General features: G+C 67.4%; 21 protein-coding genes and 1 pseudogene. 6 read left to right on the top strand and 16 right to left on the bottom strand.

The genetic code is table 11. The features are described from left to right. Positions 1–2: 2 nt before the first annotated feature. Positions 3–872, top strand: a complete 870-nt coding sequence (locus OG698_RS48670) for a virginiamycin B lyase (protein WP_406111924.1) — start codon at positions 3–5, stop codon at positions 870–872. A gap of 68 nt (positions 873–940) precedes the next feature. Then, complete coding sequence (locus OG698_RS48675; RefSeq protein ID WP_331729553.1) at positions 941–1,288, top strand: YciI family protein; 348 nt, start codon at positions 941–943, stop codon at positions 1,286–1,288. A 253-nt stretch (positions 1,289–1,541) separates the two neighbouring features. On the opposite strand, the gene OG698_RS48680 is transcribed toward OG698_RS48675, so the two are convergent. Next, on the bottom strand, positions 1,542–1,670 hold the full coding sequence (locus OG698_RS48680; protein ID WP_331729554.1) for a transposase: 129 nt from the start codon (positions 1,668–1,670) through the stop codon (positions 1,542–1,544). A gap of 423 nt (positions 1,671–2,093) precedes the next feature. Here OG698_RS48680 and OG698_RS48685 point away from each other — a divergent pair, with 423 nt between their 5' ends. After that, a complete protein-coding gene (locus tag OG698_RS48685; RefSeq protein WP_331729555.1) occupies positions 2,094–2,483 on the top strand; it encodes a DUF3224 domain-containing protein in 390 nt (129 codons plus the stop codon). Between the two features lie 97 nt (positions 2,484–2,580). Here OG698_RS48685 and OG698_RS48690 read toward each other — a convergent pair whose 3' ends face one another. Genes OG698_RS48690 through OG698_RS48700 form a run of 3 tightly spaced genes read right to left on the bottom strand, consistent with a single transcriptional unit; the run spans position 2,581 to position 5,563 of the window. Further along, positions 2,581–2,982: a DUF6009 family protein gene (locus OG698_RS48690; protein ID WP_331729556.1), complete on the bottom strand. Its 402-nt coding sequence runs from the start codon at positions 2,980–2,982 to the stop codon at positions 2,581–2,583. Next, positions 2,979–4,478: a phage/plasmid primase, P4 family gene (locus tag OG698_RS48695; protein ID WP_331729557.1), complete on the bottom strand. Its 1,500-nt coding sequence runs from the start codon at positions 4,476–4,478 to the stop codon at positions 2,979–2,981. The genes OG698_RS48690 and OG698_RS48695 overlap by 4 nt, the downstream gene beginning before the upstream one ends. Then, complete coding sequence (locus OG698_RS48700) at positions 4,475–5,563, bottom strand: bifunctional DNA primase/polymerase (RefSeq protein ID WP_406111927.1); 1,089 nt, start codon at positions 5,561–5,563, stop codon at positions 4,475–4,477. The genes OG698_RS48695 and OG698_RS48700 overlap by 4 nt, the downstream gene beginning before the upstream one ends. A 587-nt stretch (positions 5,564–6,150) precedes the next feature. On the opposite strand from OG698_RS48700, the gene OG698_RS48705 reads away from it, so the two are divergent. Together OG698_RS48705 and OG698_RS48710 are read left to right on the top strand one after the other, a co-directional pair. After that, positions 6,151–6,384, top strand: a complete 234-nt coding sequence (locus tag OG698_RS48705) for a hypothetical protein (protein ID WP_326779424.1) — start codon at positions 6,151–6,153, stop codon at positions 6,382–6,384. Between the two features lies 1 nt (position 6,385). Continuing rightward, on the top strand, positions 6,386–6,763 hold the full coding sequence (locus tag OG698_RS48710) for a toxin Doc (RefSeq protein ID WP_331729560.1): 378 nt from the start codon (positions 6,386–6,388) through the stop codon (positions 6,761–6,763). 62 nt (positions 6,764–6,825) lie between these two features. Here the strand turns inward: OG698_RS48710 and OG698_RS48715 are convergent, their stop codons facing one another. From OG698_RS48715 to OG698_RS48770, 12 genes and pseudogenes are all read right to left on the bottom strand, one after another. Next, positions 6,826–9,042 carry a hypothetical protein gene (locus OG698_RS48715; protein WP_406111929.1) on the bottom strand — a complete coding sequence of 739 codons (2,217 nt, stop codon included), beginning with the start codon at positions 9,040–9,042 and terminating at the stop codon, positions 6,826–6,828. Between the two features lie 226 nt (positions 9,043–9,268). Next, entirely contained in the window at positions 9,269–9,619 is a 351-nt protein-coding gene (locus tag OG698_RS48720) for a hypothetical protein (protein ID WP_234374823.1), read from the bottom strand. Between the two features lie 489 nt (positions 9,620–10,108). Then, positions 10,109–11,092, bottom strand: a complete 984-nt coding sequence (locus OG698_RS48725) for a hypothetical protein (protein ID WP_406111931.1) — start codon at positions 11,090–11,092, stop codon at positions 10,109–10,111. Continuing rightward, a complete protein-coding gene (locus OG698_RS48730; protein ID WP_326779429.1) occupies positions 11,085–11,954 on the bottom strand; it encodes a ParA family protein in 870 nt (289 codons plus the stop codon). The genes OG698_RS48725 and OG698_RS48730 overlap by 8 nt, the downstream gene beginning before the upstream one ends. Before the next feature lie 1,005 nt (positions 11,955–12,959). After that, on the bottom strand, positions 12,960–14,174 hold the full coding sequence (locus OG698_RS48735) for a transposase (RefSeq protein ID WP_331729568.1): 1,215 nt from the start codon (positions 14,172–14,174) through the stop codon (positions 12,960–12,962). A gap of 788 nt (positions 14,175–14,962) precedes the next feature. Next, positions 14,963–15,379 carry a transposase gene (locus tag OG698_RS48740; RefSeq protein WP_331729570.1) on the bottom strand — a complete coding sequence of 139 codons (417 nt, stop codon included), beginning with the start codon at positions 15,377–15,379 and terminating at the stop codon, positions 14,963–14,965. A 115-nt stretch (positions 15,380–15,494) separates the two neighbouring features. After that, positions 15,495–15,953: pseudogene (locus tag OG698_RS48745) on the bottom strand (transposase); the annotation flags it as partial. Between the two features lie 475 nt (positions 15,954–16,428). Further along, positions 16,429–17,658: a ParB/RepB/Spo0J family partition protein gene (locus OG698_RS48750; RefSeq protein WP_331729572.1), complete on the bottom strand. Its 1,230-nt coding sequence runs from the start codon at positions 17,656–17,658 to the stop codon at positions 16,429–16,431. Further along, entirely contained in the window at positions 17,655–18,896 is a 1,242-nt protein-coding gene (locus OG698_RS48755) for a ParA family protein (protein WP_331729573.1), read from the bottom strand. The genes OG698_RS48750 and OG698_RS48755 overlap by 4 nt, the downstream gene beginning before the upstream one ends. 305 nt (positions 18,897–19,201) lie before the next feature. Then, positions 19,202–19,993, bottom strand: coding sequence for an ABC transporter permease (locus OG698_RS48760; protein ID WP_331729574.1), 792 nt, complete (start codon positions 19,991–19,993; stop codon positions 19,202–19,204). After that, positions 19,990–20,961 carry an ATP-binding cassette domain-containing protein gene (locus tag OG698_RS48765; protein WP_331729575.1) on the bottom strand — a complete coding sequence of 324 codons (972 nt, stop codon included), beginning with the start codon at positions 20,959–20,961 and terminating at the stop codon, positions 19,990–19,992. The genes OG698_RS48760 and OG698_RS48765 overlap by 4 nt, the downstream gene beginning before the upstream one ends. 30 nt (positions 20,962–20,991) lie before the next feature. Beyond that, positions 20,992–21,663, bottom strand: a complete 672-nt coding sequence (locus OG698_RS48770) for a DUF4097 family beta strand repeat-containing protein (protein ID WP_331729590.1) — start codon at positions 21,661–21,663, stop codon at positions 20,992–20,994. A 286-nt stretch (positions 21,664–21,949) separates the two neighbouring features. Between OG698_RS48770 and OG698_RS48775 the strand changes: the two genes are divergently transcribed. After that, positions 21,950–22,681 carry a helix-turn-helix domain-containing protein gene (locus OG698_RS48775; protein ID WP_331729111.1) on the top strand — a complete coding sequence of 244 codons (732 nt, stop codon included), beginning with the start codon at positions 21,950–21,952 and terminating at the stop codon, positions 22,679–22,681. Positions 22,682–22,801: the final 120 nt, after the last annotated feature.

A 22,801-nucleotide genomic window follows, 5' to 3' on the forward strand; every position in this document is an offset into this window, starting at 1 on the left:
CTGTGACTGACAGCGAAGCCGGACCGTACGCCATCACCACCGGGCCGGACGGCGCACTGTGGTTCACCCTGGTACGCAGCGGCCACATAGGTCGGCTGATCCCCGGCGGACAACCGACGAGCCACCAACTCGACCCCGCGTGCGGGCCGACCGTCATTGTCCACGGCCCCGACGACGCCCTGTGGTTCACCCAATACCAGGCACACCGGATCGGGCGGATCACCACCGGCGGCGTCATCGACAACTTCGCGCTACCCACCCCCGCCTGCGGGCCCTTCGGTATCGCAGCAGGGCCGGACGGTGCCCTGTGGTTCACCGAGACCACCGCCGACCGCATCGGTCGCATCACCCTCGACGGCCGGGTCACCGAGTTCCCGCTCCCGGTCACGGGCGCGTTCCCCTCCGCGATCACCGCCGGCGCCGACGGCGCGATGTGGTTCACGCTCAACCAGGCGAACGCTGTCGGGCGGATCGGCATGGACGGCGCAGTGGCCCTCCACCCACTGCCGACCGAGGACGCCGCTCCGGTGGGCATCACCGCGGGGCACGACGGGGCTCTGTGGTTCGTCGAGATCTCCGCCGGTCAGATCGGGCGGATCACCCCCGACGGCCGGGTCACCGAGTTCCCGCTGCCCGACCGCGCAGCCCGGCCCCACGCCATCACCGTCGCCGACGACGGCACTGCGTGGTTCACCGAGTGGGGCGGCAACCGCGTCGGCTCGATCACTCCCGACGGCACCATCACCGTGCACGACCTGCCCACCCCCGGCTCCGAGCCGCACGGCATCACCCCAGGTCCCGACGGCGCCTTGTGGGCAGCTCTGGAGATCGGTGCGCTGGCTCGCGTCGCCCCTGTGGACAACGCCACCTGACCAACGACTCCCTCACACCCGCCAACGTCAACAACGGCCGCCCGCACGGCAGCCGGAGAGGAACATCCGTGAAATACGCACTCGTGATCTTTGAGACAGATGAGTCACGCCGCCGGATCCAGGCCGACCGGGACACCTACCGAGCGGATTACCAGACCTGGATCGGCAAGCTTGCGGCGGCCGGAAAGCTGGTCGGCGGCGACGCCCTGGAAACCGAGCACAACGCCCCGGCGACCGTGCGCAAGACGACCGACGGGGCGTCATCAGTGACCGACGGGCCCGCGCACCCCGGCGAGGAGACCCTCGGCGGCTGGTTCGTGCTCGAAGTGGCCGACCGTGCGGAGGCCGTCGAACTGGCCAAGGCCCTGCCTACTCCGGAGACGATCGAGATCCGCCCGCTCCTCGAATCCGCCTGAGCTCAACCACCGTCGTACCGGAGCGGTTCGAACGGGAGCGCCGCGCCTCGGAGCCTCCGTCGGCACCGTTGACGCCGTACCGCACGCCACCGGAGTTCAGCGGATCCTTGCGTGGAACGCCGGGCGTTCACGCCTGGGAGGAACGCATCTCGGGGCTGCGACGCGGAGCGTCGCGGTGGTGTGACCGGCGGAGCCGGGTGGAGGGCGGCGTGGAGCGCCGGGACAGCTGGTCCAGCGGAACCGAAGCCATGGCTCACTCGGGACGCTTCTGGTTTTCGATGTACTCCTTGATCACCTTGAGGGGTGCGCCGCCGTCGGAGGCAGCGAAGTAGGACGGTGACCAGAAGTGGTCGCCGCCGACGCCCGGTCGCCGGCGGCCCACCCAGCGACCGGCCTCCCCCGCACCGGGTCCAGCGACTCAAGCGACTCTGCGGCGAACATGCACTGACGGGACCCGGCCCGGACAGCAATCTCCTCATCTGAGTCGCTACGGTCGCTTGAATCGCTGCGACGGGGATGTACAGCTCCCTGTCTACCGCCGCGTGCCCCCGCTCACCGGCGTTGACGAGGTAGACGGCGACCTGCACCTGACGGCCGGCCGCGCCGAACGTGCTGCCGCCGCCGAGCAGTTGGGCCGCAATCGGCATCGACTACTTTCAGTGATCACCGCTGTCTGGCATGACATACTCCGCCCCGGTTCACCGGCGTCCAAGCGTCATGAGCGGATGGCCGTCACTGCGAACACCGGTGGCAGACGTGAGCCCGGCAAACGACAGTGGTACGGCCCGGGCTAGCCTTGCTGGCCATGACTGATCAAGAGCGCACCGTCGAGGCCAAGTTCGAGATCATTGATTTCGACGAGAAGGTGTACGAGGAGCCTGCTGAGGGACCCAAACTGACCCGGGTCACGATTCGGAAGCACTACAGCGGCGTGATCGATGGCACGGGCGTTGCCGAGGTGCTCACGGTCCAAGGAGCCGCGGGCGGTGGTTACGTGGCGTCCGAGAGGATCGAGGGCACCCTCGACGGCCGTCAGGGCACCTTCGTCATCCAGCACAGTGGGCTGGCCAACGGGGATAACCAGAGCAGCGACGGGAGCATCGTTCCCAACTCTGGGACCGGCGGCTTCACGGGTGTCTCGGGGCGAGCCATGGAGCGTCAGTTCCAAGTGCTCACCCTGGTCTACACGCTCTGAGGGCTGCCGGGTCCATGGCCCCGGCAGCCCGGGGCGCGGCGCCGGTTCGACGTGGCCGGGGCGCTCACCGAACCGGAAACGGAGGGGGCATGCGGTGCTACAGCGGCAGCGTGATGCCCAGCGCCCGCATGGCCGAGGACGGCGGCCCACCCTCCGAGCGCTCGGTCTTGCGGCCCTTGTCACCGGGCCCGAGCGTGCACGGGTCCACGGCCTCGGCCGGGGCACCCTTTGCGTACAGACCCTCGGGCTCGCTGTCCCGGTCGTGCGGCAGCAGCCAGAAGACACGGCGGCGGAACGTACCCGAGGACCGCGACGGCTTGGCCTGCGTGTCGAGGACCGCGTAGCCGACCATGCGGCCGTCCCGGTGGTAGGCGGGCCTGCCTCGGCGGGTGGGCAACCGGTCCAGGCTCTGGCGGACGTAGTCCAGCGTGTCGATGTCCTCGAGCCAGACCAGATCGGCCTCGTGCGCGATCTCGTACTCGGTGATGAGGGCGCTCATGCTCTCTCCTCGTCGGCCGCCAGTCCGATGCCCGGGTAGTACTTCCGCTGGTTGGAAAGGATCATCGCCTTGGGCGATGCCAGTCCCAGCACTTCGCGGACCCGGGCCGCGAAGGCGCGTGACGAGATGGGCGGGGCTCCCTCATTCTGACACCACGTCTTATAGGCCGTGTACAGCCACGCCTGTTCGGCCCTCAGTTCGGTGTCCAGACGGCAGGACTCGCTCAGGAAGCGCCCGGTGTGGTCCTCGGTCTCCGCGTACGCGGTAGTGGCGATGCGGACGCGCTCGGGCCCGGTGAGGTCCCGCTCGCCGCCGAGATAGCGACGGGCGCCCTCGATCAGCCAGTTGAGGATGCCGGGGCCCTCCTCCGTGACGAGGAGGTCGGCCAGGTTGTCGATCTTCCGGTGGTCGGGCACGACGTGCTCGAACGGGATGAGACGCATCCGCCGCCAGAACGCGAAGCCGCCCGTGCCGACTTCGGGCCGGTGATTGCCCAACAGCCATAGTTTGTGGGTCGGTTGGAAGCTGAAGAAGTCCTGGCGCATGCGGCGCGCTTTGATCCGGTCCCCGCCAGTGAGCAGCTTGACCCGCGCCTCGTCGAACCGGTCTCCGGGCTTGACCTCGCTGCACACGATGACGCGGCGGCCGTGGAGTTCGGCCAGGTCGGTGGGGTGGCCTTCGTAAGGGCGGGCCATGAGGAAGCCGGGCGGGGCGGCATCGGCGTAGTCACCGATGAGTTTCATCAGCACATCGAGCAGCACCGACTTGCCGTTCTTGCCGGAGCCGAAGAGGAACGGCATGACCTGCCCGCCGACGTCTCCGGTGAGGGAGTAGCCCAGCAGCAGATGCAGGAAGTCGATCATCTCCGCGCCCTCGGGATCCGCACCGAAGGTGTCCCTGAGGAAGCGGTCCCAGCGCGGCGTCGGCATCGCCAGCGGCGCCGCCGTGGTGGACCGCGAGTGGAAGTCCTTGTCGGGATCGGCGCGGTGGATCGCCCCGGTCCGCAGGTCGACGACGCCGGACGGGGTGCACAGAGCGTACGGATCGGCGTCCAGGCGGGCGGCGTTGAGGACCATGCCGGGCGCGGACTTGGCCTGCGAGAGCATCGCGTTCATGCCGCTGGTGCTCAGCGCGCGGCGACGGTGCTGCTGCAGCCCCTGCGGAGCGAACACACCGCGCGGGTCGCCGGTGGCCAGCGACTCGGCGAGATCACCCGCGGCCCACAGCACGGTGTCGTCCTCGTCGACCTGCCATCGTGTGCCGTCCCAGCGGAACCAGCCAAGACCCGGCACGTGCCGGTAGTCACGGGCGTACAGGCGGACGAAGAGCTTGGCGTTGCCGCGGTCGCTGAGAGTGTCGGGCAGCAGCCCTTCGGCGGTGGCGACGACGCCCTCACCCGGTTCATGGCGGGGTGGGAGCACCGGATTGGCGAGGATCTGCGAGGCCACGGCCTGGGCATCGAAGTCGAACAGCGTCTCCTTGTTGCGTGCGCTCACCTTCGACCCCCCGGATGCAGCGGGTGCAGCTGACCCGCGCGCAGCCCACTGCGGATGATGGACGCGCAGCGCCTTTCCTGTCCGCCGCGGGCCAGCGCCGCGGCCTCGGTCAGGCACCGCTCGGCCTCGTCCGCGTCAAGGTGCCCGGCGGCGACAAGCCCTCCGGCGATGTAGGCGGCGCGGTTCAACTTCTCGGAGAACGCGGCCCCTTCGGGTACGGCGGCACAGGCGCTCACGTCGGCGAGCGAGGCCCGGAGCACCCGGCTCGCCGTGGTCCGCCCGCCGCCCGCCGCGATGACGGCCTGCCGCGCGCGGGGGACGACCGGCCGGGGCTCGGGCGGCCGCGGCAGATGCCCGGTACGGTCCAGCTCGCGGGCGAGCCAGGCGGGCAGCGCCGCGGGTTCACGCACGGGGCCCATCGCTGTGTACGGGCCGGCGTCGGTGACGGTGCCCGGGGCGACGATGTAGCCGCCGTGCGCCCGGACGTCGACCTGCCAGGCCAGGGCGCGGCCGCCGCCGGACCCGGTGGAGCACTGATACCGCCGGCCCGGCTGGGCCCGGTACCACACGTGCAGGCCGCCGGAAGGGGTACGTACGCGCATCGTGGATGTGTCCTGCGCCGGGCTCGTCGCGCCGCGCAGGGCGGCCAGGACACCGAGCGTGTGAAAGCCGTTCGCGAGGCCGGTCAGATCGACCTGCTCCGCGATGGGGATCCCGGGCAACAGGTTTCCCCTGTCCGGGAGTTGTCGCTCATGCGCGTCGATGTCGATGACGACCAGGCCCGCCGGACCGCAGGAGACCCCCACGCCTAAACGCGGGTTGGCGCCCCACCACCGGTTGATCCGGGCGGCATCGAGCGTGGCGGCGCGGAATCCGTGACACCAGCGGCCCTCGACCTTGCAGCCGCATCCTTCGTAACTGTGCCCGGGCACACGGCAGTCCGCGCAGCTTCCCGCAGGCGTCTTGCGGCCCGGCGCCAGCGGATGAACGGGCCAGCCGCGAGCGGCGAACCAGCGGGCTGTCGCCAGCGCTCGGCGCGCCTGCCCCCCTGAGTCGCTGTCCGGAACCAGCAGTTCAAACGCCATGTGCACCCCCATGCAGCGACTGAAGCGACCGAAGCCGCTGCGTCAGATTAGCGAAGTGGGAGAGACGCAAGAGACCAGTGGGAAACAAAGATCGGCAAAGGATCGCTGAGCCGAAGCGACCGCCGTCACGACGCAGCGACCGGCAGGCGGGTGAGCAGCTCCCGAGGCACCCCCTCAAAGACGCAGCTCAGAGGGGGTGCAGCAGAAGCAACAGCGACTGAAGCGACTCAAGCTTTCTATATATGACGCGCACGCACACCCACCACACAGGACAGCACCGTCATATATGCGCATGTTCAGTCGCTTGGGTCGCTGTTTCGCCGGACCGCTGCCTCTGACCTGCACTTTTGTCCGAGCGACCGGCAGTGACCCAAGCCCTGCCCCGTAGCTGACGCCCGGCCGCCGGCCCGCCCCGGACAGCGACCGGCAGCCGCCGCACCGGGTCAAGCGACTCAAGCGACTCTGCAGCGAACATGCACTCACACGACCCGGCCCGGACGGCAATGTCCATATCTGAGTCGCTACGGTCGCTTGAATCGCTGCCCCACCCGGCCGCGCAGCAGGTACCAATTAGGTACCATGGCGGTATGCCGTCTCTCAATGTGTCCTTCACCGACGAGGAAATGGAAGCCGTACGCGCGGGTGCCGCCGCCGAGGGCAAGAGCCTCAAGGAGTACCTGCACGACCTCGGCGTACGCGAGCTGCAGCGCAAGCAGTTCGTCACCGGCGCCTCCGCCTGGGCCGACAGGCTGCGCTCCGAGTTCGACGAGGCGTTCCCCGACGAGGCCCCGTCGCCCGGCTCCCCGGCAGCGGCCGCCTGACATGATCTTGTACGTGGATGTGGCGTGGCTGCTGGACGTCCAGGAGTTCGCCGTCGGCCGCCAGGACATGAGCGTGTCCGACTACTCGGCGCTTGTGGCGGCCGTGGCCCGCCACAAGACCAGGATGCCCACCCTCGAGAAGTCCGACCCGGACAACGCCTGGCGGGCAGCAGCCCTCCTGCACACCATCGCCCGCCTTGAACCGCTCCCCCACCACAACAGCCTGTACGCGGCGTTCGTCGCCGCCCAGTACATGGACCAGTCCGGCGAGACCATCGACCCGCCCTACGGCGCCCTCTCCGACCTCGTACACAAGATCCGCGACACCCGCCTCGACGTCTACACCGTCGCCGACCACCTGCGCACCTGGAAGATCTGAAGGCGCCCCGGGAACCGAGAACCCGCACCTGTCCAGGTCGACGTCCGGTACCTCGTCGCCGCTCACGCCTGCCCCCAGGCCGTGTAGCCGAGGTCCAGGTGCCCGAGGCCGGACAGGCGCCGCACCTGCGACACGAACGACCTGGTGAACAGGCGTTGCGCCGACGTCTCGCCGTAGCGGTCGATGTGGTCGAACACCACCTGGTGGTCATGAGCTGCGCGATCTCGCCAGTCCAGAACCTGCTCGCGGGTCAAGTCCTCGAGAACCAGCTCATGGTCGGCTTCGACCGGAGCCGGGCGCGGCGCAGGCACCACGACCAGGGCCACGGGCGCGGCCGGAACGTCGTCGACAGGCCGGTGTGCCGCAGCGTCGGTACGGGCCTGTGCTGCAGCCGCCTGCCGGGCACGGACCTGCTCCCACTCCCGCTCGCGGGCCCATGCCCTGGCCGCGACGGTCTCGTGCAGCTGCTGCTCGGCGGCTGTCCGCCGCTCGGTCTCGGACGCTGAAGGCATCGCGGCATCCACGGCGGCCGAGACCGCGCGGCGCTGCGCACGGCGGTCGACTCTGCGGTCCTCGCAGCGCGGGCAGTCCCGGCCGGAGTCGAGCAGGGCGCCGTCGTCGCACCGCACGTCGCCGCACTCCCGGCGCTGCGGCAGGCCCCGGCCGATGAGCCAGCCCACCGGATCCGTGATCGGCCCCCCGAGGCGCAACTGGTCCTCCAGCCGTCGGGCCAGCCGGTCGGCGAGGATCTGCGGGGCGTCGGCGGGACCGGCGAAGCCCACGACCCGGGCCAGTTCCGTGCGGGCCTTGGCCTCCACCAGGCGACGGGCGGCCGGACGCTCCAGCCGCCCCCAGACCAGCCGGACCGGAGCCAGGATGGCCCGCAGATCCTGCGAAGGCAGGGCCCCCCTCCCCTGCTGTTGCCTGCTCTGGCCTTGGCCGTCCGCGGCCCGCACGTTTGCGCCGTTCACCGGGCCGAGGCCGACCTTCCCGGCTTCGACGACCGGGGACTTCTTCGGCTGTTCCCCGCGCAGCGGGCCACCTTCGGCGTCGACCGGTGTCAGCCGGGCGACAGCGTCGCCGTGGTCGGGCCTGTCCTCGCGCGGGCACGCGCGGTCCGGCAGACCACCGTTCCCACCACGGCCTTCGCCGGAAAAGCCACCAGAGAGCGTAAGAGACCTACCAGGAGTCACCACAGAAGCGTGGAGAGCGTGGTGCTGTGCAGTTGCGGCGAGGTCTGCCGATCCCGCGATTTCGCCCTGTCCAGGTTTTTCCACCGCAGTAGCCACAAGGGTCTTGCCCGTCTCGCCGGACTCAAGATCTCCGGATGCAGTAGCGGCGTGCTCTGAAAGCACCGCACCGGCCGCCCGGCGGGCCTCCCGCACGGCGAGTCCGTGAGCCCCTGCCACCGGTACCAGGCGCACCCGCGACTTCGCGTGCAGACCCGAACCGGTCTTCTGCCGCACCACGTCCGCGACGCCGTGCTCCTGGAGCCGCTTGAGCACTTTCGCCCCAGCCGCCGCCGTGCAGCCCAGAAGCCGGGCCACCGTAGCCGCCGGACGCCCCCGCCCGCTGTCCACCGCTCCGGGGCACAGCCTCAGCCAGCCCGTCGAACCCGTCGTCAGCACCATCAGCAGCAGCCCGAGCCGGTCCGTCGCCGCCCCCCGGCCCGTACGGCCCGCGAGCAACCCGGCAGGCACCGGATCCTTGTCCTTCGGCGCCCACCCCGGACCGAACAACACCTCGCACAACCGCAGCAGCACCGAGAGCTCCGAGCGGGACAACGCCAGCGCGTGCCGCCGGTCGCCGGCCCTCTGCGCCCGGTACACCGGCACCACCCAGCACTTCAGGCCCGTCGCGTGCCCTAAGGCGTTGGTCGCCACGTTCGAGGCGACCACGCCGGAACGACGAAGCTCGGGCAGCACGGTGTGCGCGACGGTCGACTGGGATACGCCGAGCCACCGACCCAGCTCCGATGCCCAGATCGATGTCCGGTACCCGTCCCGGAACTGGGCTTTCGCAGTGAGCACGACGGCCGCGAGGCGGGCGCCGTCCGATGCTTCCCGCAGCGTGGGGTCCGCCACCAGCGCACGAACCGCCCCCAGCAGGCGGTTGCGCATCGTCTTCGTCAGCTGGAGCGGGTTGCCCAACTCATATCGAGTGATTTGTGACGTCTTGGGGTGGTTTTCAAGGCCTGTTTGAGGCAGCACTGAACCAGCCCATGCGTGGGTAGCTATAATCTGCTCCGGTAGGAGATAGGTGAGTTGGCAAACCCTCATCGCGACTCGAAGGCCCGGCCAAGGCACACACGACGAGTTCGGTGAGGCGGTATTCAGCTGGAAGTTTCTAGCTGGCTGTCATCTCCTTCTACTGACGCGCGCGGCCTGGGAATTGCAGCTCCCAGGCCGCTACGCGTTGGTGGGCCGTGGTGGCCTGTGCTGGCCTGGGGCGGCCTGGGGCGGCGGCGCGAGGAGCTTGGCGGCTGCCCTGCGCGCACCAACTCCCCTAGGCCGCGGTTGCTGCCTTGGTGCTGGAGCGTCGGCGGCGAGTCTTGAGTGAAGCCATGGCGTCGGGAAGTTCTGCCACCCACAGCCCCACGGGGATGCGGATGGCGACCCGGCCCTCAAGCTGTTCCAGGTCGAAGGCCGCCCGCTCACCGGGCGTTGTGACCAGATGAACGGAATCCTCCAGAACCCACAGGACGGTCTGGGGCGTGGTCTTGGAGTCGGAGACCGCCTGGCGGGCGGCTTCGACTGCGGAGGACTGCCACAACTCGAGGTCCTGGCGGGCGCTGCGTGGCCGGCGCGTCCCGGGCCAGACGATCTGAGAGACGAACGCGTACACGCGAAGGGCCACCACCGAGTCCTCGAAGTGAGGCTCATGGAGGATCCCTTGGTCGCGAGCTTTCCAAGCCCATGACTCGCTGAGGCCTGCTGCTGTGGCAACGGCACTGGTGCTGAGTTGGCCATGGTTCAGCGACATCGCTGGACTCTCCTGACAAGTCTGTTGGTCGTGATCACACCCTAGCGCAAACAAGACACACGAATCTGGCGTCACTAGAGAATCGGCGTGTCGCCCTTAACGCAAGTCCCAGTCGGTAACGGGGATTTGAGCGGACATCAGCTCCAGGCTGCTCCTACCGTGACTCCGTGAGTTCTAGTGACACATGGATCGTGAGATCGCTAGTCCGCATGTTCGCTTGATTGATTGATCGTCACATCGTTGGCTGCAGCGTTGCAGGCAACGTTGCATGGATCGTTGCCGCTGCAGGTTCTGCCTGTGAAAAAGGGGCTGGGGAGAGACAACCGTCTCTCCCCAGCCCCTTTTTCACAGGCCACGCCGCGTCTAGTGGCGACGCCGTTCCGGACGCACCAACGGCCCCTCGGACTCAAGCGCATCCAGGTAGAGCTCCACCTGCGCCGAGATCACGAGAGTGCCCTTGCGCCCGAAGTCAGCCGACTGCAATGCGTTGCTGAGCCCGGAGACCCACGCGTGAGCCACACTGCCCACACGATACGAAGAAGGCTGTGTCGACTCCGAGTCCCACAGCCGCTCAGTGGCGAAGTCCGTGGCCTGATCGATCCACTGCGGCACGTCTCCCGAGACATGCCGCAAAGCAGCATCCAGGTAGTGGCCAAGCGCGAGCTGTCTGTTGCCGCTACTCATCCGGTCTGCGCCGAGACGCTCCTTGAGGCGGGCGAGGACATCGGGTGCGATGCGAAATCCGTACGACTTCCACTGGCTGGACCGCATCTTGGCGTCGGCGAAAGACTCATGCACCGCTGCGTGAGCCCAGTCCGTGCTGCGTTCCCCCTGTGCCGGTTGGGCGGAAGCCGCATTCGCTTCTTCCCGAGCCGGCTTGTGCACCGTCTTCGCTGACTTTTCCTGCGCTTCTGTCGAGGCTGCGGAGGCAGTCGCCTCTTCGGTCCTCGGCTCGGCCGGTGCAGGAGAGGCAGAGCGAGATGGAACCTTGCTGCTCTGGGAGGAGGCGCGGGTACGCGCGCGCTGACGCGTTGGTTGCGGGGCAGGCGCCTCATCTTTGGCCGGTGAAGCAGAGTCCTCTGCTTCAGGTGCCGGACTTGAGTCCTTGGCCTGCGGTGGAAGACGCAACCCAGCGGTCTCGGCCATCGCTGAAGGAACGTCTTCTGCCGCGGGAACAGAGGCAGAAGACGGAGCTGAAGACTGTGTGCTGCCCTGTCCCCCGCCGATGAAGGACCGCGTTGCAACGTCGTCGGCGCCTGAGAGGAGGCCTTGTACGAGAGCGGCACCCGCCGGCTTGAACTGCTTCTTCTTTTTCCTCTGGGCCGGAGTCTGTTGCTCCTCAGTCACCGGACTCCTCGCTCTCGATGCGCTCCGGTGTCTGCCACTTCTCCGCCGGCAACTGCATGCGCTCCACGATCTGGCCCATCAGTTCGCTGTACATCTTGCCGGGTGTGTGGCTGGCGAAGCGGATGACCGAGGGCACCCCGTAGGCGAAGGAGTCGCTGATCCGGTTGTCGAGGCGGATATCGGTCTGGAAGGGGAAGAGGTCTGCATCCAGCATGCCGTTGCGGATGTTGACTTCCTGGGCCTTCCACCTGGACGGAGGGTTCGACCGGTTGAGTACGGCGCCGAGGTACTGCGGCTCACACTCCCCGCCCGTGCGGTCCTTGACGTACTTGACGGTGCCCCGTGTTGCCGCGGCACCCTTGAGCGCCGGGTACTCCGGGATGCACACAGTGATCACGAAGTCGGCCGCAGCCAGGGCCGTCGCTGACAGGGAGGAGACGGCGGGCGGAGTATCGATGACGACGAAGTCGAACTGATCCTCAATCTCCACCAGCATCCGGCGCAGTATGGGGGTCGACTGAAAGCCCTTTTTGTGGATGAGGTCCTGAGCTGACGTCATGGTGGACTCCTCACACGCGAGGAGGTGCAAAGTGCCGGCGTCTTCCCACTCTTCGAGCAACTCGCAGCGATCGAACCAAACGCCGGCCAGATCCATGCGCATGCCCTGGAGCCGAGCCTGAAGTACCCAGCCCAGGGAGCGGGCCAGCTGGTCCTCCCCGACCAGGTTCACACCGACTGCCGTTCCGGCCTGGGCCTGAGGGTCCAGGTCCACGATCAGCACCCGGGCGCCGGCGAGGGCCAGGCCGGCCGCCAAGTTGACGGTGGTGCTGGTCTTGCCCACCCCTCCCTTCTGCGTTGCCACGGCGATGACCTTCAACGCGTGCCCACCTCTCTAGCGAGTCGCTTCCTCATACAAGTTCACATCTGTCACCAGGGGAAGAAGGCGAACCTGGAAGGTGCAATGTCCGCTTGAGCAGCCGAGTTCGGCAGTTCGTCCGGATTTGCCTACCACTTTCGCCACTGATTCCTCTAGTGACACAGGGATATCAGGCACGACGATAACAGGACTCACGTCACCCGTGCGGAGTGACGCGCGACTTCGCCTCACTCGGCCCAACTCCCGCTGTCCCAGGCCGATGCTGCGCCATAGGGGCGACATCCCGGTCTGCATGCCGAACGAGGACGAGCCCCCATCACGGCTATGGAAGGAACGGTCGTTGTGATCGATGGCTCGGCTCTCTGCTTGCAGGTTGCACACATCGAGCGCATGACTGTTTGTCAGCTCGTAGGCAACATGGTTCGCTCGCTCGCCGTATCGCTTGCTTGCTCCTTGGTTAGCAGGTGCGTAAGAAAGTCTGCTCGCTGGTTCGCTTGACGGTTAGTCAGGGCGATTGCTGGTTCGCACGCAAGATACATCGCTCGTTTGTTAGATAGATAGATCGATAGCTGCACCGATCGCTGGATCGCACGTTGCGTAGATCGATCCACCGCTCGCTGGATCGAAAGCCTCATGGATCGTCAGATCGCTTGCACGATCGCACGTTCCAGAGAACGAAACATCGTTGGTTGCAGCGTTGCAAGTATCCAAATATTTATTGTAGCGAGCAATGATGCATCATACGCAGCATGCAAACGAGTATATGAAGTAACAGACAACGAAGCAGTTATCGTTGCACTCAAGCGTGTAGTTACTGTTGCAGTGACAGGTTTTCGGTGACTCCTTGCCTTGGCGAACATCGTTGCATCTATCGTTGCAGACGCAGTAGCAGCGTACAGAAAGCCAGGTATGGTCAAGAGGGTCGGCCTCCCCTTGCGAGGAGGGAAGGGCTTCGTGACTCCTCCCCCTCATGAATGAGGGGGCTTCTCGCTACGCCGGTGCGGCTTCGCGACGGACCAGCCCGGCCCGTAGAACGTTCAGGGCGCCCACGGTGTCCGCGTGCGCCGAGTGGCTACACGAGACGCAGTGGAACTTTTCTTGTGTGGGCCGGTTCTCCGCGCTGGTATGCCCGCATTCGGGGCACTGGCGGGAGGTGTTGCGGGGGTCCACGGCGATCACTTCCCGTCCGGCGCTTTCAGCCTTGGCGGCCAGGATCGTCAGGAACACCCCCCATCCGGCATCCGCGATCGAGCGGTTGAGTCCGACTTTCGCGCCGGCCCCGTTGGGCAGGAAGGCGCCCGACTTGGCAGGGTCGGGCTTCGGCGCAGCACGCCGGACCATGTTGCGGATCTTGAGGTCTTCGTGCGCGATGAAATCGTGTGCGCGTACGAGATCAAGAGCGGTTTTGTGTGCGTGGTCGAGGCGCTGCCGGCGGACCTTGCGGTGCAGCTTCGCGACCTTCTCGACCGCACGCCGGTGGTTGGCTGTCCGCCTGTCGCGGCGCACACGCAAAAACCTAGACAGGGCCTGCTGTGCGGCTTCTAGCTTCGCGGCGCTCTTCGCCCCGTGGCGCGGGTTGGGGACGAATCCGCCGCTGGAATCGGCGAGGAAGCTGGCTATGCCCAGGTCGATCCCGACGACCAAACCCGTCGCGGGCAGCGGTTCGGGCTGGACCTGTTCGGCACTCAGCACGACGAACCACTTCCGGCCCTCTCGTTTGACGCTGATCGTCTTGACCCTGCCGGCCACCGCCCGGTGCTGGTGCACCTTGACGTGCCCGACACCTTGAAGGCGGACGCGAGTCACCGGGTCGTGCGGCGTGGAGTCCCACCGGCAGCCGTCCCCGTCCTTCGGGAACTCCACCGTGTCGAACCAGTTCACCCCACGAAAGCGCGGATAGTCGGGCTTCTCACCGGACTTGACCCGGCGGAAGAACGCCGCGAACGCCTTGTCCAACCGCCGGAGCGTGGCCTGTTGTGAGCTGAACGACCAACGGCCCTGACGCTCCGGGTCGAACGCCCGGATGTCCTTCAGCTGCACGGACTGCTGCCCGTACTTGATGCTCGTCTTCGAGGCGTGCCGGTAAGCGTCACGGCGTTCCTGCAACGCACCGTTGTAAAGGGAGCAGTGATCACGCAGCATCTCACCGAGCGCCTGAGCCTGCCGCACCGTGGGCCGCATGAGGAACTTGTACGCACGAATCACCCGGCCCACCCCCTTCGGCTCTTGTCAGCAACATAACCGAGGCCACTGACAACCCCTCCGCAGACAGAACACCCACGCACACATGACCCGTCACAGCAGCCCCGAGATGCGATTCCCGCCCCGACTGAAGCCGGGGATACCCACGCAAGAGAAGGGATGGTCGTCGCGTGTTGATGGGCTTGTCGATGGGCACGCCCAACACGTCTTCCGGATCAGGACGTGCGCGTTCATGGCGCCGCTGTCGTAGGGCAATTTCTTGCCGTCAGCCTTGTGACCGTTCGTGTCCCGCTCCGTCAGTTCGTTGTCCCTGGGATCGGGGGACAGTCTCGGGAGCCGTAGCCGTTGGGGATGAAGTCACCGCTGCCTGGGCAACGTCGCTCCGGGACGCACGCTCAGCACCTCATTCTTTACCGCGGTAAAGCCGGGGGTCGGCTGAGCTGACTCGGTCGGTGCGGTCGGTGCGGTCGGCGACTCGGTCTGCGGATTCTTTACCGCGGTAAAGCCGAGAGCCGTCGGCGCCGACGGGGCAGATCCCTCCGGGGCTCTACCGGATTCGCTGGCGCCAGCTTCTCCTCGGCCCGGGCCGTCGGCCGGGCGAGCCGGTGGCCATGACTGCCGAAGGCGACTACGGGAACCTGGTGTCGGGTTCGATCCCGCGGCCGACTGCGTGGTGCTTCTGGCAGATCCCCTCGGAGTTCAACTGCGGGCTGCTGCGGGCCGGGACTGGTAGAAGGTGCCGTCGCGGAGCATGGCGAACAGAACGTCGCCCCTGTGTCCGGTCAGTCAGATCAGGGCCTGGGTATGGAGTTTGCCCGGGTGATCTTCTTGTCGTAGTAGGCCCGGAAAGCCGGGTCGCTGAGCGCGGCGAACGCGGCCAGGAAGAACGCCCGATTCAGCTGCTTGTTGCCCCGGCGGGAGGGTTGCTCGCTGTGTATCGATGATCTGGAACTGCGGGTCGCGGGGCAGTCCGGCGTAGGAGACGAAGTGGGCGGCGGTCGGAACGCGCTCGCGTCGCCGACGTCGATCGGGACCCGGGAGCCGGTTCGCATTCCGATGCCGGGCAAGGAGGTCAGGATCTTCGACAAAGGGCGCTCGTCCAGCAGCTCTTGGATGCGCTTCTCCAGGAGCTTGCGCTGGTCCAGGCGCAGCGAGCGGGCCAGGCCCGGCACGATCAGCGCGGCCGCGTCGGTGCCCGGGACGATCACGGTTGTGCGTCGAGCGTGACGAGGATGTCCTCTACGAGGCGCTCGAACATGCGCGGGGCCGAGGGTCGGGCGATGGCGCCCGGCCTTGCGCCTGGCGGCCGCGGAACCGAACCGCTCAAGCAGGGGGCCTAGACCGCCGCGTAGTCGAGCCGGGCCCCCGGGACGCGTTCCAGGTGCGGGTGGATCGGGGTGAGCAGGCCTGCGCAGGCGGTTGGCGATACGGGTGGCCTCGCCGGCCAGGTCGTCGTCGAAGCCGACGAACATCTCCAGCCCGGCGATGGCCTCGCCGGTGGCTCGACGTCGCGCAGGGCGTGCGGCATGGTGCGGGCAGCGTCGGCGTCGCAGATGACGAACGCGTCGCGGGCGTCGCTCCGGCCTCGCCGGGGTAGAGCTCGGCGATCAGGCACATCGTCAGGCCGGGGAGGTAGGCGACGCGGCAGCCGGCGTCCCCGGCGACCGCCAGGGTCAGGGCTCCGATGGAGGCGGGCTGGTCGACCATGACCAGGACTGTGCCGTGCTCGGCGGTGAGCTTGTCCAGCACGGCCCGCAGCTTGGGTTCGCCGTTCGGCAGTCGCTGTTGAAGATCCTCTTGCCGCCCGAGATACGCAGTTCCCTGGTGCTCGCCCTTGCCGACGACAGGCCGAGGAAGACGTCCCCATCACCGGTGTCGATCACGCTGAACCTTCTGCGAGGTCGTGCTGTCCCGGCCACGTTGGCGTGGCACCGGTCGCCAGCATCCACGTTACGAAGAGCCTTCCAGCGAGCTGGTGATCCTGCCTCCATCAGCGGTCTACTGGTGCCTCCGGCCCGGTGACATCACCCCCCGGATCATCCGAACTACAGGGGGGAACAGTCATGCCGGACGGGAGGCCGGGAGCCCATTTGCGGAGCCACAAAGAAGGGGCATCGAGGGCACCCACCGAGACCACCTGAAGTTGCGGATATCCCCAAACGCCAAGAAGGCCCGCCTCCATTTTCGATGGGAGCTGGGCCTTCTTGGGCTGAGTGTCGCGCGTTGGTGGGCTTGTCGATGGGGTACGCCCGACACGTCAGATCGCGGGCCGCTTCCGCAGCTTTGTCGCGACCAGGATGTCGACCATCTTGAAGAACTCCTCATCCGTCTCCATCTTCCGGATCAGGAGGTGCGCGCTCATGGCGCCGCTGTCGTAGGGGAACTTCTTGCCGTCAGCCTCGTGTCCGTTCGTGTCCCGCTCCGTCAGTTCGTGGGCCCTGGGCTCGGGGACAGTCTCGGGAGTCGTAGCCGTCGGGGATGACGGCATCGCTGCGTGGGCAACGTCGCTCCGGGGCGCAGGCTCAGCACCCTCATTCTTTACCGCGGTAAAGCCGGGGGCCGGCCGAGCTGACTCGGTCGGTGCGGTCGGCGAGTCGGTCTGCGGATTCTTTACCGCGGTAAAGAACGGCGCCGGCTGAGCTGGTGCGGTCGGTGCGGTCGGCGGCTCGGTCTGCGGATTCTTTACCGCGGTAAAGACCGGGGCCGTCGGCGCCTGCTGGGACAGATCTCTCCGGGGCTCTACCGGATCCGCTGGCGCCAGCTTCTCCTCGGCCCGGGCCGCCAGCCGGTTCACCCAGGCAGTGGCCTGCTCCTCCACCGGCAGCTTCACCAGGTCCCGAGTCTCCCGAACGGGCAGTACACCCGCACTGACGAGGTCCTGGAGTTCCGGAGCCAGCTTCAGCAGGTACAGCTGCTGGGTGACCCACCCGGCCGACTTGCCGAAGTGCTCCGCGACCCTGGCCTTGCCTCCGAGCTGCTCCACCATCGTCTGGATGCCGATGGCCTGCTCGACGGGGTCCAGGTCCTCGCGGTCGTTGTTCTCCGACAGGACCGCGTCCAGGAACGTGGCCCTGGACGCCGCAAGCGTGTCGTCGACGATGACTTCAAGGGTGCCGAGACCCGCCACCTGGGAAGCGCGGAAGCGGCGCTCACCATTCGCGATGACATACCGATGGGTCCCCACCGCATCGGCCTCTTCCTCCCACAGCTTCAGGTAGGCCTCGCGCGTGACCGCAACAGCCGGCTGAAGCTGCTTCACCTCCAGCTTGCGACCGAACTCCTTGAGGTCCTCATCAGTGCCGAAGTTACGACGCGGGTTGAACCGAGTCGGCACGAGCTGTTCGAGCGGCAGCGTCTGCAGGCGGCTGTCGGGCGCGCCGGTTGTGGCAACACCGGTCGCTTCCGCGACGGCCTGGCGCCGGGCGCTGACAGGACGGGTCTGGGTGTTGCCGAATCGTCCGCCGCCCAACTGGTCCTTCTTGCTCATGACAGCTCCCGCGCCATGGCCCGCATGCTGATCGCGATCTGGCTCTTGGGCGCGTACGACAGCAGAGGCTGCTTCATTCGGACGGCCTCCTTCTGTTCCTTGCGCTCACTGACGATCGCGACGACACGCGGATCCTTTATGTCCATCCATCCCTCGAGGGAGGACGTGGCGATGTAGCCGCGCCGCGGGTCGTAGAGGTTGACGACCAGACCGAGGTAGTCGATATCGAGGTCCATGTCGTTGCGCAGGTCTTCGATCTGGTTCGTCAGCAGGTCGTAGGCGTCGGCTGAGCTGTCCTCTGCCTGGACGACGACGAGAGGGCCGGACTGGCCGGGCACCTCGTCCTTCCGGCGCCGCCCGTAATAGACGGCGGCGTCCATGCTCAGGCCGAGGCTCGGGGGGCAGTCGACAACGATGACGTCGTAGTCGGCTTCCAGCGGTGCAAGGGCACGCTCCAACGCGGCTTCCCGGGCGCGGACTCCGGAGAGCCGGACGTCGAGGAGGAATGCGTCGTTACAACTGGGCAGCAGGTGGAGACGGTCGCCGAACCGTTCCTCGTCGACGGTGACGATGAGATCCCGCAGGTCGCCCTTGGGGGAGCCGCCCATGTGGTTGGTGAGGCTGTCGCCGTCCTGCGAAATGGGAAGAGGTGTTGCACCGAGCTGGTTGGTGAGGTGGCACTGGGGGTCGAAGTCGACCAGGAGGACGCGCAGGCCGATACCGGGAAGGTTCTCGACACCGAGCGGGTCCTCGTCACCGTCCGGCTCCGCAGCAAGTTGCTTGGCGATCTGGACCGGATACAGGCTGTTGCGGTCCTCAGCCATGGCCTCACCGAGGCCGGCGGTGATGGCGGTCTTGCCCACGCCGCCCTTCTGGTTGCACACCACGAACCGCCGGGTGACGACCGGCCGTTCGATGTCGGGTGCCGGATGGCTGTCCAGCCACATGTGCACGGCCTGCGCCAGTCCCTGAGTGAGCGACACGCTGCGCTGCTTGGTGACCGCCTTGAAGTCGTTCCACTGACCGTGCGGGAGGAAGGTGGAGAACGAGTCGGCGCCGGCCGTGTCGACAGGTTCAAGCCCGGAGGCGAGTCCGGTCCAGGCCCTGACGGCTTGTTCGATGGCCGTCTGGATCTCGAGACCGTGCTGGGCGCATCTGACCTTGAGGCTCTGGCGGAGCCGACCCGGCAGCTTGGATACGACCTTTTCCCGGTCGCTGGAGGCGGTTGGAGAACTCATGCGTGTCACCTTACTAACGTCGTAGATCCAGTTGCGCCTCGACACGTTAGTTTCTCGGATTGGATTCTTTACCGCGGTAAAGCCCGGGCCTACCCAACGAGTTCATACCACCCCAAACTCCCCGAACCGCCCCGTGTGTCTCCCTGAGTGCGCATCAGGTCCCGGTCTCACACTCTCCCCGCCAGCGGCCAGTTTCTTTACCGCGGTAAAGGTGTGGGTGTGGCGGCGTACCCCGGTGTGGTGTCGGGGTACGCCGCCATGGGGCGGAACGGGGTTGCGGGAGGCGGCCCGCGCGGCCATCTCGGCTACTTCGGGTCGTTGTTGAACTTTGCCTTCGACCAGTAGTAGCCGAGGAGGGTCAGGCCGAGGCTCCAGGCGATGGTGAGCCAGCCGTTGTTGCCGATCTCGCTGCCGAGGAGGAGGCCGCGGAGGGTTTCGATGGCGGGGGTGAAGGGCTGGTATTCGGCGATGGGCTGGAACCAGCCGGGCATGGTGTCGGTGGGGATGAAGGCGCTGGACAGGAGGGGGAGCAGGATGAGGGGCATGGCGTTGTTGCTGGCGGCTTCGGCGTTGGGGCTGATGAGGCCCATGCCGACGGCGATCCAGGTGAGTGCCGTGGCGAACAGGACGAGGAGCCCGAACGCGGCCAGCCATTCCAGGGCGGACGCGTCCGTGGAGCGGAAGCCGATGGCTACGGCGACGGCGCCGACGAGGATGACGCTGGCGATGCACTGCAGGACGCTGCCGATGACGTGGCCGATGAGGACGGAGCCGCGGTGGATGGCCATGGTGCGGAAGCGGGCGATGATGCCCTCGGTCATGTCGTTGGAGACAGACACCGCGGTGCCGATGGTGGTGGAGCCGATGGTCATCAGCAGCAGGCCGGGGACGATGTAGGCGATGTATACGGAGCGGCCGGCGCCGCCGCCGCCGATGCCGGCGCTCATGACGTCGCCGAAGATGTAGACGAAGAGCAGCAGCAGCATGATCGGCGTGAGCAGCAGGTTCAGGGTCAGCGACGGGTAGCGCCGGGCGTGCAGGAGGTTGCGGCGCAGCATCGTGGACGAGTCGCGCACGGCGAGGGACAGGGAGCTCATCGGACGGTCTCCTTGGGCTGGTTGGGCTGGTTGGGGATGCGGGCGCTGCCGGTGAGGGCGAAGAACACGTCGTCGAGGTCGGGGGTGTGCACGGTCAGTTCGTCGGCCTGGATGCCGGCCGTGTCGAGGCGGTCGAGGATGGAGCGCAGGTCGCGCTGGCTGCCGTCGCTGGGGATCTGCAGTGCGAGGGCCTCCTCGTCCGTTGCGGCGTCGTCCAGCGCGGAGGCAGCGGAACGGTAGGCGTCCGGGTCGGTGAAGCGGAGCCGTACATGTCCGCCGGGGATGAGGCGCTTGAGCTCGTCGGCGGTGCCTTCGGCGGCGATCTTGCCGTCGTTGAGCACGGCGATCCGGTCGGCGAGCTCGTCGGCCTCTTCCAGGTACTGGGTGGTGAGGAAGACGGTGACGCCGTCGGTGACGAGTTCGCGGATGATGCCCCACATGGTGTGGCGGGAGCGGGGGTCGAGGCCGGTGGTCGGTTCGTCGAGGAAGATGATCCGCGGGTTGCCGACCAGCGTCATGGCGATGTCGAGGCGGCGTTTCATGCCGCCGGAGTAGGTGGAGGCGGGCTTCTTCGCGGCGTCGGTGAGGTCGAACCGCTCGAGGAGTTCGGCGGCGACCCGTCGCCCTTCGGACTTGGACAGGTGGTGCAGGTCCGCCATGAGGAGCATGTTCTCCTCGCCGGTGATCAGCCCGTCGACGGCGGAGAACTGCCCGGTGACGCCGATCGTGGCGCGCACCGCTTGCGCCTGGGCGGTGAGGTCGTGTCCGCCGACGTGGATCTGGCCGGTGCCGGGGCCGGGGGAGATGAGGGTGGAGAGGATTTTGACGGCGGTGGTCTTGCCGGCGCCGTTCGGGCCGAGCAGGGCGAACACGGTGCCGGCCGGGACGTGCAGGTCGATGCCGTCGAGGACGGTCTTGTCGCCGTAGGACTTGCGAAGCCCGTTCGCCGCGATGGCCAGGTCGGTCATGGTGACTGCTCCTTGGAGGGTGTGGGTGGGTTAGAGGCTGTGGGCGGTGATGTTGCCGTGGGCGGTGGTGGCGTGGATGTTGAGGCCGGCGGTGGCGCCGTCGGTGTTTTGGAGGGTGTTGTGGATGCGGCCGTGGGTGGTGCCGGCGTCGAGTGAGGCAGAGACACCGCGGGCGGCGCCGATGGTGATGTCGCCGGACTCGGTGCGCAGTTCGACGGTGCCGCTGGTGGCCTCGGCGATGTTCAGGTCGCCCTTTTGCGTGCTGATCTGGGAGGGGCCGTTCAGGCGGCCGACGAAGACGTCACCGGCCTGGAGGGTGAGGCGGGCGCTCGCGGTCTCGTCGATCTTGATCGAACCCTGCGCGCCTTCGAAGGTGATGTCGCCGAGCCGTCCGACGCCGCGGAGTTCGGCGGCGGCGGCCTTGGCCTCGACCCGGGAGCCGGCGGGCAGTTGGACGGTCACCTCGACGGATCCGGAGTTGCCGAGGATCCGGTTCTTCGCGGTGGCTGCTTCGATGCGCAGGACGCCGTCGGCGTAGGCGACCGTGACTTGCTCGGCGGCCTTTATGTCGCGGCTCTTGGACTTGTCGGCGGGCAGGACCTCGACCGTGGTGTCGGCGCGGTCGGCGGCGATGAACTGGATGCGTCCCGCGGGGATGTCCAGGACGGCGAGGACGGCGGCGGGGGTGTCGAACTTCTGCATGGTGTTTTCCTTCGATCCGTCGTTTCTGATGAGTGAAACGCTACGTTGCATTCAAGGATCGGGCAACACCCTTGTTGCGCAAGAACCCTATAAGCGCAGGTAGTTGCAGGGATTTCATTGCAATGATCTGGGCTCTAATGCAACGAACCCACTCCCGGTCGTTGCAATGGCATGGAGGTGAACGCTATAGTCGAGGCGTCGGACCTCAGACACGAACGCCGGATGCCGGACACCGGGCACGGACACCACAGGCCGGCGCATCGCCGCGAAGGAGAAGGAGACCGCAATGCCGGGAGGCAGACTCACTCAGCCGGAACGCCAGCAGATCGCGCTGGGACTGGCCGACGGCCTCGCCTACGCCGAGATCGCCAGAACCCTGGACCGCCCGACGTCGACGATCACCCGCGAAGTGATGCGCAACGGCGGCCCCACCGCCTACCGCGCGGATCTGGCCCACCGCGCCACCGAACACCGGGCCCGCCGCAAGCAGTCGACGCCCCGCGACCCGGGCACGCCGGCGCAGCCCCACGGACGCGACGCCGAAGCGGTGCGCGCGTACGAGGAGACGTTCACAACCGTCCTCATACAGTCGGGCACGCCCAAGATGATGGCCCGGGTGATGGCCTGCCTCACCCTCACCGACACCGGCAGCCTCACCGCGGCCGAACTCGTCCAGCGTCTCCAGGTCAGCCCGGCATCCATCTCCAAGGCGGTCGCGTTCCTGGAGAGTCAGGGGATGGTCCGCAGGGAGCGCGACGAACGCCGCCGTGAGCGCTATGTCGTGGACAACGACATCATGTACCAGTCGATGATGGCCTCCGCCCGTTCCACCGCCCACGTCGTCGACATCGCACGACAAGGCGTCGGCGTCCTCGGTTTTGGCACCCCCGCCGCCACCCGCCTCGAAAACATCGCCCGTTTCCTCGACTTCGTCTCCGAAAGCATCGCCCGCGCCGCGGAACAGGCCCGCGACATCCTCCACACCCAGCCCGAACCGCCCCAGGACCACACCACCTGAGCCCCCTCGAGCCGCGTACCGACATCGTCTTCACCGTCACGGCCCGTGCTTCCCGACCGTCATGCAGGCCGTGCTGCGTGCTGCGCACCGCTGAACATCAGGGGGTCAAGTGAATCGACT

It is taken from the genome of Streptomyces sp. NBC_01003 (assembly GCF_045162695.1).
In the GTDB taxonomy this organism is placed as follows: Bacteria; Actinomycetota; Actinomycetes; order Streptomycetales; family Streptomycetaceae; genus Streptomyces.